Origin of the sequence: Streptomyces huasconensis (genome assembly GCF_021028635.1) — a bacterium.
Lineage (GTDB): Bacteria > Actinomycetota > Actinomycetes > Streptomycetales > Streptomycetaceae > Streptomyces > Streptomyces huasconensis.
Window position 1 is genome coordinate 3,276,706 of the sequence record NZ_CP086119.1, and the last position, 15,375, is coordinate 3,292,080.

The window sequence follows — 15,375 nt, forward strand, 5'->3', positions numbered from 1 at the left end:
TGGTGCTCAGGTCAGCCTTTCTATCACCCTGAGCCCCTGCCGAACGGGGCCGGTCCTGCCCCTGTTCCCAAGGGAGGACCGGCCCGTGATGCGTCCGTTACGCGAGCTGCACGGGAGCTTTACGCGTCTTCCGCCAGCTCCATCCAGCGCGTCTCCAACGCCTCGCGCTCACCGATCAGTTCACGCAGCTCCGCGTCCAATTTCGCCACCTTTTCGAAGTCCGTGGCGTTGTCGGCGATTTGGGCGTGCAGCTTGGTCTCCTTCTCCGAGACCTTGTCCAGCTGCCGCTCGATCTTCTGGAGTTCCTTCTTCGCGGCGCGGGCGTCGGCGGCGGAGACGGCCTTGGCGGCGGCCTGCGCGGGCGCGGACTGCGCCGGGGGCGCGGCGGAGGCGGCCTGCGCCATCCGCTGCCTGCGCTCCAGGTACTCGTCGATGCCGCGCGGCAGCATCCGCATCGTGGCGTCACCGAGGAGCGCGAACACCTTGTCCGTCGTGCGCTCGACGAAGAACCGGTCGTGGGAGATCACGACCATGGAGCCCGGCCATCCGTCGAGGACGTCCTCCAGCTGCGTCAGCGTCTCGATGTCGAGGTCGTTGGTGGGCTCGTCGAGGAAGAGGACGTTCGGCTCGTCCATCAGCAGCCGCAGCAGCTGGAGCCTGCGCCGCTCGCCACCGGAGAGGTCGCCGACCGGCGTCCACTGCTTCTCCTTGTTGAACCCGAACGTCTCGCAGAGCTGCCCGGCGGTCATCTCCCGGCCCTTGCCGAGGTCGACGCGCTCGCGCACCTGCTGCACGGCCTCCAACACCCGCAGGGTGGGCTTCAGTTCGGCGACCTCCTGCGAGAGGTAGGCCAGCTTCACCGTCCGGCCCACGACGATCTTCCCGCCGGCGGGCTGCACCTCGCCCTCGCTGCGCGCGGCGTCGGCCATGGCACGCAGCAGCGACGTCTTGCCCGCGCCGTTCACCCCGACCAGGCCGACGCGGTCGCCGGGGCCGAGCTGCCAGGTCAGGTGCTTGAGGAGCAGCTTCGGCCCGGCCTGGACGGAGACGTCCTCCAGGTCGAAGACGGTCTTGCCGAGCCGCGTCGTCGCGAACTTCATCAGCTCGCTGGTGTCGCGCGGCGGCGGCACGTCCGCGATGAGTTCGTTGGCGGCCTCGATGCGGAACTTCGGCTTGCTGGTACGGGCCGGGGCGCCGCGCCGCAGCCAGGCCAGCTCCTTGCGCATCAGGTTCTGCCGCTTGCTCTCCTCGGTGGCGGCGATGCGCTCACGCTCGGCGCGGGCGAAGACGTAGTCGGAGTAGCCGCCCTCGTACTCGAAGACGGAACCCTTCTGCACGTCCCACATGCGGGTGCAGACCTGGTCCAGGAACCAGCGGTCGTGCGTGACGCAGACGAGCGCCGAGCGGCGCGTGCGCAGGTGCTCGGCCAGCCACGAGATGCCTTCGACGTCCAGGTGGTTGGTCGGCTCGTCGAGGACGATCAGGTCCTGCTCGGCGATGAGCAGCTTGGCGAGCGCGATGCGGCGCCGCTCGCCGCCGGAGAGCGGGCCGATGACGGTGTCCAGGCCCTGCGGGAAGCCGGGCAGGTCGAGCCCGCCGAACAGGCCGGTCAGCACGTCCCTGATCTTGGCGCTGCCCGCCCACTCGTGGTCGGCGAGATCGCCGATGACCTCGTGGCGGACGGTGGCGGCGGGGTCGAGGGAGTCGTGCTGGGTCAGCACGCCGAGCCGCAGCCCGCCGTTGTGCGTGACGCGGCCGGTGTCGGCCTCCTCCAGCTTGGCGAGCATCCGGATGAGGGTGGTCTTCCCGTCGCCGTTGCGCCCGACGACGCCGATCCGGTCCCCCTCGGACACGCCGAGTGAGACGCCGTCGAGCAGGGCACGGGTGCCGTACACCTTGCTGACTGCCTCGACATTGACCAGATTGACGGCCATTAACGCTCCTGAAAGGGGGGACGATCGATCCTCCAGCGTAGTCGCCCTCGGGGGCGAACCTCCGGCCTCCCTGGGGGTACCGGCTCGCTCACTCTTTGTGATGACGGATCAAGGAATCCGCGGCTACCGTTGAGGCACAGGCCGAAGAATCCCGTCCATGGGAGGAACCATGACCGCCGAGTCCGTTCAGCAGCACGGGCGCTGGCCGGTGCCGCCGCCGACCGGCTACACCGTGGACGACCTGTTCACGCTGCCCGATCTCCCGCCGCACACAGAGCTCATCGACGGGAGCCTGATCTTCGTGAGTCCGCAGAGCTACCTCCATCTCCTGTCGATCAAGCTCCTGGAACGCGGGCTTGAGCAGAATCTGCCGTCGGAGTTGAAGGTCGTACGCGAGATGAGCGTAGTGATCGACAAGCACAACGTCCCTGAGCCCGACCTCAGCGTTGTCCGTGCTTCCGCTGTCACCGATGACCGTCTGAGCCGTTTCCCGGCGAAGGACGTGCTCTTGGCCGTCGAGGTCGTCTCCCCGGAATCGCAGTCCCGCGACCGCACGACCAAGCCCCAGAAGTACGCCGCAGCCGGGATCCCGAACTTCTGGCGCGTCGAACAGACAGGGACCGGCCGCAGGCTCGTCATCCACGTCTACGAACTCGACGAGGTGACCAACGCCTACGTCCACATGGGCATCCATCGCGACCAGATCAAGGTCAACAAGCCCTACGACATCGACATCGACCTCACTGCCATCGACGTGCTCTGACCCGACCTCCCGCCCTCTCCACCAGCAGCCACCCCGCCAGCGCCATCGCCACCGCCGCCGGAGCCGTCACGTGGACGGCGATCAGCATCGCCGTACGACCCTCCAGCAGGCCCCCGAAGCCGACCATCGACAGGCCGAGCACCCCGAAGAGGCAGAGCGTGACGCCGAGTGCCGCCGCCGGGCCCGAGGCCGTGCCGGAAGCGACCGGCTCCGCCGCCGCCGGGCGTTCGAAGCGGCGGAACGCCGCCACCAGCGCCGCCGTCAGCGCCGCGGCCGCCGCCAACCGCGGCGGGACCTGCGCCCACCACGCGGCACTCGCGGGCTCCGGGAGCGGGACGTCCAGGGCGAGCAGCATCCCGTACACCCCGAGCATCGCCGTCAGGTGCCAGAGGAACGCCGTCATGGAGATGCCGTTGGCCGCCACCACGCCCCGCCAGACGCGGGGCCGCGCCAGCCATCGCGTCGCCGGGCCGCGCAGCGCCTCCACCGCGCCGACCAGCCACAGGCCGTGGCAGAGGAGGGCGAAGGTGGGCGGCGCCATGTTGGAGACGCGTTCGCCGGGCATGCCGACCATGGAGAGCGGATACGGGCCGAGGGCGACCAGGAGCGAGGCGCCCGCCAGACCGGCGCCCGCGAGGACGTACGGCAGCCGCAGCTTGCCGTCGGCGCGCAGGAAGCCGAGCTGGTGTACGGCCAGCCAGACGAAGGCGAAGTTGAGGAACTCCAGGTAGGGCACGCCGAACGCGAACCGTGCCACGTCCACCGCGCCCGCGGCCGCCACGAGCGCGCCGAACGCGGCCCAGCCCCACCGCTCGTGCAGCCGCAGCAGCGGCGGCGTGAAGGCGACCATCGCGAGGTAGATGCCGATGAACCACAGCGGCTGGGCGACGAGGCGCAGCGCCACGTCGAGCAGTCCGCCGCCCTGGCCGAGGAGTTGCAGGAGCAGTGCGCCCGCGCCCCACACGCCTATGAAGACCATGGTGGGGCGCAGCAGCCGCTGGAGGCGGGCGCGCAGGAAGGCGGAGTAGACCGAGCCGCTCTTGGGCCCGCCCTCGGCCTTGCGGCTCAGGGAGCGGTACGACAGGGCGTGCGAGAAGCCGCCGACGAAGAAGAACACCGGCATGATCTGCAGCGCCCAGGTGAGGAGTTGCAGCTCCGGTACGACGGCGAGGAGGTTGCCGACCTCGGTGCGGCCGTCGGCGCCGACGGTGACGGCCGCCATCAGCCAGTGGCCGGCGACGACCGTGCCGAGCGAGGCGACCCGCAGCAGGTCGATGTACCGGTCACGCCCGGCGGGCGTCTTCTCGGCGAGTTCGCGAACGCTTGATCCCATGGACGTACGGTCGCTTGGGCTGTGCCTTCGGCGTCAGCGTGTCCGTACTCATCCGGGGGTGAGTATGTGAGCGCTTCTCCTGCTTGTCGGGGGGCGCGGGTGCGGGTGCGTCGTGGCTGGGCGCGCAGTTCCCCGCGCCCCTTCCGGGGCTACAGCTGCTGGGCGCCCGGTGCCGGTGCCGTCGCCACCCGGGCCGTGCGGCATGTGCCGGAGGCCGTCAGGGCGTCGGCCACCTTCTGGGCGGAGGGGGCGTCGGCCGTGAGGAACGCCGTCGTCGGGCCCGAGCCCGAGACCAGGGCGGCCAGGGCGCCCGCCGCCGTGCCCGCCGCGAGGGTGTCGTGGAGTGCGGGGAAGAGGGAGAGCGCCGCGGGCTGGAGGTCGTTGTTGACCGTGGCGGCGAGGGCCTCGACGTCGCCCGTGCGCAGGGCTTCGAGCAGCGCCGGGGACGCCTCGGGGGCGGGTGCGTCGGGGGTGAGCCGGTCGAACTCGCGGTAGACGGCGGGCGTGGAGAGCCCTCCGTCGGCGACGGCGAACACCCAGTGGAAGGTGCCGCCGACCTCCAGCGGCTGGAGCTTCTCGCCGCGCCCGGTGCCGAGCGCGGCCCCGCCGACCAGGCTGAACGGCACGTCGCTGCCCAGCTCCGCGCAGATGTCGAGCAGTTCCGCGCGGGAGGCGTGCGTGCCCCACAGCGCGTCGCAGGCCACGAGCGCGGCGGCGCCGTCCGCGCTGCCGCCCGCCATGCCGCCGGCGACGGGAATGTCCTTGGCGATGTGGAGGTGGACGTCGGGCGCGATGCCGTGCCGCGCGGCGAGGAGTTCGGCGGCGCGGGCGGCGAGGTTCGTACGGTCCAGGGGGACCTGGTCCGCGCCGGGGCCCTCGCAGGTCACCCGGAGGGTGTCGGCGGGCGTGGCGGTGACCTCGTCGTGGAGGCCCACGGCGAGGAAGACGTTGGCGAGGTCGTGGAAGCCGTCGGGGCGAGCGGCGCCCACGGCGAGCTGGACGTTGACCTTGGCGGGGACCCGTACCGTCACGCTCGCGCTCACGCGGCGGCCTCCTTGTGCTCGGCGATGCGGGCGAACTCCTCCACGGTCAGGGACTCGCCGCGGGCCTGGGGCGATACCCCGGCGGCGACCAGGGCGGCCTCGGCGGCGGCGGCCGACCCGGCCCAGCCGGACAGGGCGGCCCGCAGCGTCTTCCTGCGCTGCGCGAAGGCGGCGTCGACGACGGCGAAGACCTCGCGCTTGGACGCGGTGGTCTTCACCGGCTCGGCGCGGCGCACCAGGGAGACGAGTCCGGAGTCGACGTTCGGGGCGGGCCAGAAGACGTTGCGCCCGATGGACCCGGCGCGCTTGACGTCGGCGTACCAGTTGGCCTTCACGGACGGCACGCCGTACACCTTCGAGCCGGGGGCGGCGGCGAGCCGGTCGGCGACCTCGGCCTGCACCATCACGAGCGTGCGCTCGATGGTCGGGAAGGTGTCGAGCATGTGCAGGAGGACGGGGACGGCGACGTTGTACGGGAGGTTCGCGACGAGCGCGGTCGGGGCCGGGCCCGGCAGCTCGCGCACCAGCATGGCGTCGCTGTGCACCAGCGCGAAGGAGGTGGCCTTCTCGGGGAGGCGGGCCACGATGGTGGCGGGCAGCGCGGCGGCGAGCACGTCGTCGATCTCGACGGCGGTGACGTGCGCCGCGGTCTCCAGCAGGGCCAGGGTCAGGGAGCCGAGGCCCGGGCCGACCTCGACGACGCAGTCGTCCGGGCGGACCTCCGCGGTGCGGACGATGCGCCGCACGGTGTTGGCGTCGATGACGAAGTTCTGGCCGCGCTGCTTGGTGGGGCGTACGCCCAGGGCAGCGGCCAGTTCGCGGATGTCGGCGGGGCCGAGGAGGGCGCCGTGCTCAGTGCTCACGGCTCAAGGTTACGTGGCGTGGTCCCCGGGCCCCGCCGCTGCTCCGGTGGGAGCGTCAGCCGTGCAGCCGCCGCCCGCAGTGCGGCCACGGGCTCGCGCCCCGCTGCACGTACAGCTTCTTCGCGCGGAAGGTCTGTTCCGACGCCGAGGCGTCCTGGGGGCGGCCCCGGCCGCCGAGGGCCTGCCAGGTGCGCGTGTCGAACTGGTAGAGCCCGCCGTACGTGCCCGACGGGTCGACCGCTCCCGGCCGGCCGCCCGACTCGCAGCGGGCGAGCGCGCCCCAGTTGAGCCCGTCCGCGCCGGTCACCGACTGCGGTTTCGGCTTGGTGCCGACCTTCACGATCCGGTCCTGCGGCGCGCGCACCACTTCGGAGCCGAGGCGCCGCGGCCGCTGCTTGACGCCGTTGACGCTGCGCAGCGCGTACGTGACGCGCAGGGCGCCCGGCTGTCCGGGCTGCGCGACGACCTCCGTGCCGCGGAACAGCGTCGGGTCCTCGGTCCGCCGCACGCGGAAGGGGATCGCCTCCTCCCGCACCTCCCGCGACCCGGTGATCCGCATGACGGTGACCGTCTGTCCGTCGCGCGGGAAGCTGCCGGGCGCCACCGACGTGGTGTCCTGTCCGCGCAGGGTGACGCCGGCCTCCTCGACGGCTTCCCGTACGGTCGCCGCGTTCGTGCGGATGGTGCGCGCCCGGCCGTCCGCCATGATCGTGACGGTGCGTTCCGTGCGGACGGCGAGGTCGAGCCCGGCCCGGCCGATGCGGCGGCTGCGCGAGGCCGACAGGTGCGCGCCCTCCGCGCGCACCCCGAGCTGGCGCAGCGCGCCGTCGACGGTGCGGGCCGTGGTCCACACCTCGCGCGGCTCGCCGTCGAGGGTGAGGTGGACGGGCCGGCCGTAGCGCACGGCGATCTCGTCGCCGCTGGCCAGGGCGGTGCCGGGCGCGGGCGCCACCATGTCGTGGGCGCCGACGGCGACTCCCTCGTCGGCGAGGAGTTCACCGACGTCGTCGGCGAAGGTGTGCAGGGTGCGCGGTTCGCCGTCGACGCTCAGCCGGATGGCCTTGTCGTCGGCGACGAACGCGGAGGTGCCGCCGGCGAGGAAGGCCACGACGAGGGCCTGCGGCACCAGCCGCCGCAGCGTCTCGGCCCGCTCGGAGGTCCTGGGGCCGCCGGTGCCCCGGGATGCCTTCCGGCCGCGGGCGGCCCGCCGCGCCTCGGCCCGGCCGCCGCCGGGCAGCGCATCGGACGGTGGGCCGGAGGCCTGGCCCGGCACGTACGGCCGGCCGTACGGCTCGGCCGGCTCGCACGGCACGTCGCACGGCGGGTCGTACGGCTCATACGGCGCTTCATACGTCTCGTACTGCGCGTTGCTCACGATGACGCTCCAGAGGTCCGGACCGGGCGGACAGAACCTAGCGGAGCCGTCGTCACTCTCCAAAGCCGACCGGCTACGGAGCGTCGTTACGTTATCGGCCGGTGACCGGTCAGTAATCGAAGGCGCGTGCGGTGTTCGCGGCGAGGGCCGCGGCCATGGCGTCCTCGTCGATGCCGCGGACCGCGGCCATGGCGCGCACGGTGACCGGGATGAGATACGGGGCGTTGGGCCGGCCGCGGTAGGGGGCGGGCGTGAGGAAGGGCGCGTCGGTCTCGACGAGCACCAGCTCCAGCGGCGCGACGGCCAGCGCGTCGCGCAGCCCCTGCGCGTTCTTGAACGTGACGTTGCCCGCGAAGGACATGAAGTAGCCGTGCTCCGCGCAGATCCGGGCCATCTCGGCGTCCCCGGAGTAGCAGTGAAAGACGGTGCGCTCGGGGGCGCCCTCCTCCTTCAGGACCCGCAGCACGTCCGCGTGCGCCTCGCGGTCGTGGATGACGAGGGTCTTGCCGTGCCGCTTGGCGATCTCGATGTGGGCGCGGAAGGACCGCTCCTGGGCGGCCATGCCCTCCGGGCCGGTGCGGAAGTGGTCGAGGCCGGTCTCGCCGACGCCCCTCACCCGGGGCTGCGCCGCGAGCCGGTCGATCTCGGCGAGCGCCTCGTCGAGCGCGGCCTCGCCGCCCGCCTCGCGCGCGCCCTGCCGGGACCAGCCGTCGGGGTCGCCGAGCACGATGCGGGGCGCCTCGTTGGGGTGCAGGGCGACGGCGGCGTGCACGGCGTCGTACTCGGCGGCGGTGGCCGCCGCCCACTGGGAGCCGCGTACGTCGCAGCCGACCTGGACGACCGTCGTGACACCCACCGAGGCGGCCTTGGCGAGCGCTTCCGCCACCGTGCCGGACTGCATGTCGAGGTGGGTGTGGGAGTCGGCGACCGCCACCCCGAGCGGTGCTGGCAGGGGCGGCGGGACGTCGGCGTTCTTCGAAGGCATGCCCCCGATCCTACGAAGCGGCGGGCCTTGCCGGGCGGGTGCGCCTCGCCCACCCTTGCTCGCGCGTGCGTCTCAGCGTGCCTTGCGGTGCTGGAAGGGGTGCAGCAGGTCGGACAGGTGCCAGTGGTGCTCGCGGGCGGCGGGCACCGGCACGGGTCCCGGCCCGGCGGCCCGCACGTCGGACTCCGTCGCGCCCGCCGGCGCGGTCTCGTGCTGACGGCGCATCATGTCGAGGACCGACGACACCTGCCCCGCGCGCATGATCCGCACGACGTGGCCGCCGCAGTTGAGGCAGGTGGGGCGGGACAGGGGCGACGGCACGTGGTGGCCGTCCGCGCGGTACAGCACGAACTCCTGACCCCTGGCGTCCACGTGGTGCTCTATCTCGTACGACTGTTCCCAGCCGTGCCCGCAGCGCATGCACGCGAACGCGTAGGACTCGTGCACCACGTCGAGTGCCGTGTGGGGGTGGCCGGTGCCTGCGATCTCACTCATGCCAGCTGCTCCTCTTGTCCGGGGGACAAGCGCACCGCGCGTCCCCACGACCAGTGGACGCCTTTCCCGGAGCGAGCGCATCAGACCTGTCGAGCGTTGAGACCGTTTTGGTCATTCCATAGGAAACAAGCCTCGTGCGCGGCCCGCGCTTTGCCTTTCACGATAGTCCTTTGCCTTCCGATGGGCCGCTTCGAGCCGCATTCTTTGCCGCGACGACGGCATCGAATACCTCGCGCTTGGGAAGGCCCGCTTCGGCGGCGACCGCGGCGATGGCCTCCTTGCGCCGCTCCCCCGCCTCCTCGCGCACCAGCACCCGGCGCACCAGCTCCCCGGGGCCGAGTTCGGCCGCGCTCCTCTCGGGGGCGCCCTCGACGACGACGGTGATCTCGCCGCGTACCCCGTCGGCGGCCCAGGCGGCCAGCTCCGCGAGCGAGCCGCGCTTGACCTCTTCGTACGTCTTGGTCAGCTCGCGGCAGACCGCCGCCCTGCGCTCGTCGCCGAACGCCTCGGCCATCGCGGCGAGCGTGTCGTCGATGCGGTGCGGGGCCTCGAAGTAGACGAGCGTCCTGCGGTCCTCGGCGACCTCCTTCAGGCGGGAGAGCCGCTCGCCCGCCTTGCGCGGCAGGAAGCCCTCGAAGCAGAAGCGGTCGACCGGCAGCCCGGACAGGGCGAGCGCGGTGAGCACGGCCGACGGGCCCGGCACGGCGGTCACCTTGATGTCCCGCTCCACGGCAGCGGCGACCAGGCGGTAGCCGGGGTCGGAGACCGACGGCATGCCCGCGTCCGTCACGAGCAGCACGCGCGCGCCGCCCACGAGGGCCTCGACCAGCTCGGGGGTGCGCGCGGTCTCGTTGCCCTCGAAGTAGGAGACGACACGGCCGCCGACCTGCACGCCGAGCGCCTGGGTGAGCCGGCGCAGGCGCCGGGTGTCCTCGGCGGCGACGACGTCGGCCGACTCCAGCTCGGCGGCGAGCCGTGGCGGCGCGTCGGCGACATCGCCGATGGGAGTGCCTGCCAACACGAGGGTTCCGGGGGAATCTGCGCTTCCTGTCACGGTTCCATCCTCGCAGGGCCCACCAGCGGGACTCGCACAGTCGCGTTCCCTACGATGGCGCGGTGACCAGTACCGCGTCTTCCCCGGACACCCGCGAGGGCCAGGCAGCCGAGGAGCAGCAGCCCTCGTGGCCGCGGCGGCTGCGCCGATTCGGCTACGCGGCGCGCCCCCCGGCGGACATCACGGCGCGGCTGGTGCCCCCGTACACCGAGCCGGGGCCCCGCCTGTGGTTGACGCTCGGCGTGGCGAAGCCGGCCGCCGACCGGCTGGTGCGCTGGTCGGCGTGGGCGGGTCCGCTGCTGGTCGCGCTCGTCGCCGGGGTGACGCGGTTCTGGAACCTCGGCAACCCGAAGGCCGTGATATTCGACGAGACGTATTACGCGAAGGACGCGTGGGCGCTCATCCACCGCGGCTTCGAGGTCAACTGGCCGGAGAAGATCAACGACGACGTGCTGCGGCAGGGCAGCGACATCGCCATCCCGCACGACGCGGCGTACGTGGTGCATCCGCCGGTCGGCAAGTACGTGATCGGCCTCGGCGAGTGGCTGTTCGGCTTCGACCCGTTCGGCTGGCGGTTCATGACGGCGGTGCTCGGCACGCTCTCCGTGCTGATGCTGTGCCGGATCGGGCGGCGGCTCTTCCGCTCCACGTTCCTCGGCTGCCTGGCGGGCGCGCTGCTGGCGGTGGACGGCCTGCACTTCGTGATGAGCCGCACGGCGCTGCTCGACCAGGTCCTGATGTTCTTCGTGCTCGCCGCCTTCGGGTGCTTCCTCATCGACCGGGACCACGCGCGGGCCAGGCTGGCGGCGGCGCTGCCGGTCGACGAGGACGGCATCATCCGCGCCGACGCGCACGTCGCCGAGACGCTGCGCCTGGGGTGGCGGCCCTGGCGGTGGGCGGCCGGACTCTGCCTGGGCCTGGCCTTCGGCACCAAGTGGAACGGCCTGTACGTCATGGTCTTCCTCTGCCTGATGACGGTGCTGTGGGACGTCGGGGCGCGCCGCGTCGCCGGGGCGGACCGGCCCTACCGCGCGGTGCTGCGGCGGGACGTGCTCCCGGCGTTCGTGTCGACGGTGCCGGTGGCGCTCGTGACGTACGTGGTGTCCTGGCTCGGCTGGATCCTCTCCCCGGCGGACGGCTCCGGCGGCTACTACCGCGACTGGGCGGCGACGTCGGGGCGGGGCGGCGGCTGGACGTGGCTGCCGGACTGGGTGCGCAGCCTGTGGCACTACGAACACGCGGTCTACGAGTTCCACGTGGGCCTGTCCTCGCCGCACACCTACCAGTCCAACCCGTGGAGCTGGATCGTCGACGGCCGCCCCGTCTCGTACTTCTACGAGTCGCCGCTGCCCGGCAAGGACGGCTGCCCGGCCGGCACCACGGAGAAGTGCGCCCGCGAGGTCCTCGCGCTCGGCACGCCGCTGCTGTGGTGGCTCGCCGGGCTGGCCCTGCTCTATGTCCTGTGGCGCTGGCTCTTCCGGCGCGACTGGCGGGCGGGCGCGATTGCCTGCGGGGTGCTCGCGGGTTATCTGCCCTGGTTCTTCTACCAGGAGCGGACCATCTTCTATTTCTACGCGGTCGTGTTCGTGCCGTTCCTGTGCCTGGCGGTGGCGATGCTGATCGGCGCGCTGCTGGGGCCCGCGGGCTCCAGTGAGCGGCGCCGGGTGGCGGGGGCCGCGGTGTCGGGTGTGCTGGTCCTGCTCGTCCTGTGGAATTTCATCTACTTCTGGCCCATCTACACCGGCACCGCGATTCCGATCGATTCCTGGCGTTCGCGCATGTGGCTGGATACATGGGTGTGAGGGGCGGCTCACCGAATACCTTCGGACACCTTTGGCCGCCGCGGGACACCTTCGGATAACGGACGTCCCGATTTTCCCTCCACCCCCATAAGGTGCCGGACGAAAGAGCCTTCCCGGACCTCTCCTTCGGGAAGGCTCCCGGGGAGGGGAGCGCATCGTGCGCAGAGGAGCTAAGGCCGCTCTGGTCGGCGGGGTCTTCGCCGCCATGGTGGGGGGTGCCGGATTCGGCGCGTACAGCCTGGTGAACGACGTGACCGGGGACGGCGGTTCGGCCGGTGCCGGTCCGGCCCCCGTGAAGAGCGGGCCGCCCACCGGAGGCGAGGTCCGGGAGACCGCGCGCGAGTTCCTCGACGCGTGGGCGGCGGGCGACGCCCGGCGGGCCGCGGGGTACACGAACGACGACGCGTCGGCCGAGCGCGCCCTGACCGGTTACCGCGAGGACGCGCACATCTCCGAGGTGAAGCTGACGCCGAAGCGGACGTCCGGCCCGCATGTGCCGTTCTCCGTCTCGGCGACGGTCTCCTACAAGGGGCACAGCCAGCGGTTCGCCTACGACTCCCGGCTCACCGTCGTGCGGGGAAAGACCACCGGACGCGCGCTCGTCGACTGGTCGGACAGCGTCCTGCACCCCTCCCTGGAGAAGGGCGACCGCCTCGTGACGGGCAAGGCCGCGGCGCCGCCCCTGAAGACGGTGGACCGCGCGGGCGTTCCCCTGCGCACCAGGGACTACCCCTCGCTCGGCCCGATGCTGGACGCGCTGCGGGCCAAGTACGGCGCCAAGGCGGGCGGCACACCGGGCGTGGATCTGTACGTGCGGCCGGCGGGCGGGGGCCCCGAGGCGGTGACGCAGACGCTGCTCACCCTCAAGAAGGGCAAGGCGGGCACGCTGTCCACGACGCTCAGCGCGGGGCTTCAGAAGGCGGCGGAGCGGGCGGTGCTGCGGTACGACGAGTCGTCGGTGGTGGCCCTGAAGCCGAGCACGGGCGAGGTCCTCGCGGTCGCCAACAACCGCAAGGACGCCTTCAACGCGGCGTTCCTCGGCAAGGTGGCCCCCGGCTCGACCATGAAGATCGTCACGGCGGCGATGTTCATCGACAAGGGCGTCGCCAAGGCGGCCGGGCCCGCGCCCTGCCCGGCGGACGCCACCTGGCAGAGCCAGACCTTCCACAACCTCACGGGCATGGTGCCGAACGAGTCCGCGACGTTCTCGGAGAGCTTCGCGCGGTCCTGCAACACCGCGTTCGTGAAGCTCATCGACGAGGACGGGCTGACCGACGCCTCCCTCACCGAGGTGGCGCAGAACAACTTCGGCCTGGGCAGGGGCGACTGGAAGGTCGGTGTGCCCTCCTTCGACGGTGCCGTCCCGCCCTCCCCGGGCCCGGACCGCGCCGCCAACGCCATCGGGCAGGGCAAGGTCCTGATGAGCCCGCTGGACATGGCCTCGGTCACGGCCACCGCGATGACGGGCAGCTTCCGGCAGCCGGTGATCGTGCCGCGTTCCCTCGACGGCCGTGAACTGGCCACCGCCCGGGGGCTGCCCGCCCCCACGGTCGCGCAGCTGCGGCAGATGATGCACCGCACGGCGGTCGGCGGCACCGGGGCGCGCGCCATGGCGAGCCTGACCGGGGACATCGGCGCGAAGACCGGGTCGGCGGAGCGGGACGGCCAGGCGAAGTCCGACAGCTGGTTCACGGGCTACCGCGGCGATGTGGCGGCCGCCGCGATGACGGAGCAGGGCGGGCACGGCGGTGACGCGGCGGGCCCGATCGTCGCGGACGTCCTGCGCGCGGGGTAGTGGGCCCGGGGATCAGGGGCCCGCAGGGTAGAGGGCCCGGTGGGCGGCCGTCCGGCCGGGCGGGAAAGTGGTCGAGGGCTTCTCCGTGCGCCTCTAAGGTGGCCTTCCGGTGAGGAGCTTGGGGGCTCTGGGGAATTGCGGAGGGTTTGTGGGCAAGCGAAGGCGCGCCACTGAGCGCAAGAGCGTCGGACTGCGGGGCGTGCGGGTGCGCCGGGGCGTGCTCGCCGGGGCGGCTGTCGTCGTCGTGTGCGGCATGGGAGCCGCCGCGTTCGCGCTCTCCGGCGGGGTGGGGTCCGGCGAACGGAGTGTGGGCGAGAAGCAGGTGCCGACGGGGCCGCCCACCTCCGCCGAGGTGCGGACCACCGCGCGGGACTTCCTCGCCGCGTGGGCGGAGGGCGACGTGGCGCGGGCCGCCGCGCTGACGGACGACCGTGCGGCGGCGAAGAAGGCCCTGACGTCCTACCGCAAGGACGCCCGTCTCACGAAGGTGCGGCTGACACCGGGCAGGCGGTCGGGCACCGAGGTGCCGTTCAAGGCGGCCGCCATGGTGTCGTACGAGGGAGTGAGCAAGCCGTACGCGTACGCGTCGGAGCTGACGGTGGTGCGCAGGAAGAGCGACGGCGCGACGCTGGTCGACTGGCGCCCCGCGGTGCTCCATCCCGAACTGCGGCAAGGGGACCGCCTGGTCACCGGTGAGGCGGGCGACCCGCCGATCAAGGCGGTGGACCGCGCGGGCGCGGAGCTGACCGCGGCGAAGTACCCCTCGCTCGGCGCCGTGCTCGACAGCCTGCGCGAGAAGTACGGCAAGAAGGCGGGCGGCACGGCGGGCATCGAGCTGCGGGTGGTGCGGGCCGACGGCAAGAAGCCCGCGAAGGGCGCGGGCGACACCACGTCCAAGGACGACGCCAAGTCGGTGCCCGACAAGACGCTCCTGACGATCGCGCCCGGCACCCCGGGGACGCTGAAGACGACGTTCAGCGGCTCACTCCAGGCCGCGGCGGAGCGGGAGACGGCCAAGCGGAAGCAGGCGTCCGTGGTCGTCGTGAAGCCGAGCACCGGGGAGATCCTGGCCGCCGCCAACTCCAACCCGACCGGCTTCAACATGGCCTTCCAGGGCTCACTCGCGCCGGGCTCCACCATGAAGGTCGTCACCTCTTCGATGCTGCTGGAGAAGAAGCTCGCCGGGGTGGACAAGAAGCACCCGTGCCCGAAGTACTCGACGTACGGCGGCTGGAAGTTCCAGAACGACGACAAGTTCCAGATCAAGAACGGCACGTTCCGGACGAGCTTCGCGCGCTCCTGCAACACGGCCTTCATCAGCCAGGCCAAGAAGCTGGAGAACGACTCCCTGACCCGGCAGGCGCAGGAGGTCTTCGGTCTCGGCCGCGACAACTGGTCGATCGGTGTGCCGTCCTTCGACGGCGCGGTCCCGGTGCAGGCGGACGCGCAGATGGCGGCGTCGCTGATCGGGCAGGGCGGGGTGCGGATGAACCCGCTGAACATGGCGTCGGTCGCGGCGACGGTGAAGTCCGGCACGTTCCGCCAGCCCTACCTGGTCTCGCCGGACGTCGACGACCGCACGCTCGCGACCGCGCCGCGCAAGATGTCCGGCGCGACGGCGGCGGCCCTGCGGGAGCTCATGCACCACACGGCGGTGGCCGGCACCGCGGCGCAGCCGATGCGGGGCCTCGGCGCCGACTCCGGGGCGAAGACGGGCTCGGCGGAGGTCGACGGCCAGAAGAAGCCGAACGGCTGGTTCACGGCGTACCGGGGTGACCTGGCGTCGGCGGCGGTCGTGCGGGAGGGCGGACACGGCGGGGAGTCGGCGGGGCCGCTGGTCCGGGCGATGCTGCTGGCCGGGGGCTGAGGGCGCGGCCGGGAGGCAAGCCCCGATACCTGGTCGCGTGGCGGGTACACGGACCGCTAGCGTGCC

General features: G+C 72.4%; 12 protein-coding genes. 4 read left to right on the forward strand and 8 right to left on the reverse strand.

The window, feature by feature from the left end; genetic code table 11:
• Positions 1-119 precede the first annotated feature (119 nt).
• Positions 120-1,934 (reverse strand): ABC-F family ATP-binding cassette domain-containing protein, encoded by a 1,815-nt coding sequence (locus tag J2N69_RS14685; protein WP_230901146.1) that lies wholly within the window; start codon positions 1,932-1,934, stop codon positions 120-122.
• A 169-nt stretch (positions 1,935-2,103) separates the two neighbouring features.
• Between J2N69_RS14685 and J2N69_RS14690 the strand changes: the two genes are divergently transcribed.
• The gene (locus tag J2N69_RS14690; protein ID WP_230901147.1) at positions 2,104-2,697 is read left to right on the forward strand and encodes a Uma2 family endonuclease; all 594 of its coding nucleotides are present in this window, start codon (positions 2,104-2,106) and stop codon (positions 2,695-2,697) included.
• On the opposite strand, the gene J2N69_RS14695 is transcribed toward J2N69_RS14690, so the two are convergent.
• The 7 genes from J2N69_RS14695 to rsmI form a co-directional block, all read right to left on the reverse strand.
• Positions 2,675-4,030 carry an acyltransferase family protein gene (locus J2N69_RS14695; protein WP_230901148.1) on the reverse strand — a complete coding sequence of 452 codons (1,356 nt, stop codon included), beginning with the start codon at positions 4,028-4,030 and terminating at the stop codon, positions 2,675-2,677. The two genes, J2N69_RS14690 and J2N69_RS14695, sit on opposite strands and share 23 nt — an antisense overlap.
• Positions 4,031-4,179: 149 nt before the next feature.
• Positions 4,180-5,073 carry a 4-(cytidine 5'-diphospho)-2-C-methyl-D-erythritol kinase gene (locus tag J2N69_RS14700; protein WP_230901149.1) on the reverse strand — a complete coding sequence of 298 codons (894 nt, stop codon included), beginning with the start codon at positions 5,071-5,073 and terminating at the stop codon, positions 4,180-4,182.
• A complete protein-coding gene (gene rsmA, locus J2N69_RS14705) occupies positions 5,070-5,936 on the reverse strand; it encodes a 16S rRNA (adenine(1518)-N(6)/adenine(1519)-N(6))-dimethyltransferase RsmA (protein ID WP_230901150.1) in 867 nt (288 codons plus the stop codon). Before rsmA ends, J2N69_RS14700 begins: the two co-directional genes overlap by 4 nt.
• 55 nt (positions 5,937-5,991) lie before the next feature.
• Positions 5,992-7,311: a resuscitation-promoting factor gene (locus J2N69_RS14710; RefSeq protein WP_230901151.1), complete on the reverse strand. Its 1,320-nt coding sequence runs from the start codon at positions 7,309-7,311 to the stop codon at positions 5,992-5,994.
• 109 nt (positions 7,312-7,420) lie between these two features.
• Positions 7,421-8,296, reverse strand: a complete 876-nt coding sequence (locus J2N69_RS14715) for a TatD family hydrolase (RefSeq protein WP_230901152.1) — start codon at positions 8,294-8,296, stop codon at positions 7,421-7,423.
• Between the two features lie 72 nt (positions 8,297-8,368).
• A complete protein-coding gene (locus J2N69_RS14720) occupies positions 8,369-8,791 on the reverse strand; it encodes a hypothetical protein (protein ID WP_230901153.1) in 423 nt (140 codons plus the stop codon).
• Positions 8,792-8,948: 157 nt separating this feature from the next.
• Positions 8,949-9,845: a 16S rRNA (cytidine(1402)-2'-O)-methyltransferase gene (rsmI, locus tag J2N69_RS14725; RefSeq protein WP_230901154.1), complete on the reverse strand. Its 897-nt coding sequence runs from the start codon at positions 9,843-9,845 to the stop codon at positions 8,949-8,951.
• Positions 9,846-9,907: 62 nt separating this feature from the next.
• Here rsmI and J2N69_RS14730 point away from each other — a divergent pair, with 62 nt between their 5' ends.
• The 3 genes from J2N69_RS14730 to J2N69_RS14740 all read left to right on the forward strand — a co-directional run bounded on the left by J2N69_RS14730 (position 9,908) and on the right by J2N69_RS14740 (position 15,309).
• Complete coding sequence (locus J2N69_RS14730) at positions 9,908-11,647, forward strand: dolichyl-phosphate-mannose--protein mannosyltransferase (protein ID WP_230901155.1); 1,740 nt, start codon at positions 9,908-9,910, stop codon at positions 11,645-11,647.
• Positions 11,648-11,804: 157 nt separating this feature from the next.
• The gene (locus J2N69_RS14735) at positions 11,805-13,442 is read left to right on the forward strand and encodes a penicillin-binding transpeptidase domain-containing protein (RefSeq protein WP_230901156.1); all 1,638 of its coding nucleotides are present in this window, start codon (positions 11,805-11,807) and stop codon (positions 13,440-13,442) included.
• Between the two features lie 148 nt (positions 13,443-13,590).
• Positions 13,591-15,309, forward strand: a complete 1,719-nt coding sequence (locus J2N69_RS14740) for a penicillin-binding transpeptidase domain-containing protein (RefSeq protein ID WP_408056729.1) — start codon at positions 13,591-13,593, stop codon at positions 15,307-15,309.
• The last annotated feature ends 66 nt before the right edge of the window (positions 15,310-15,375 follow it).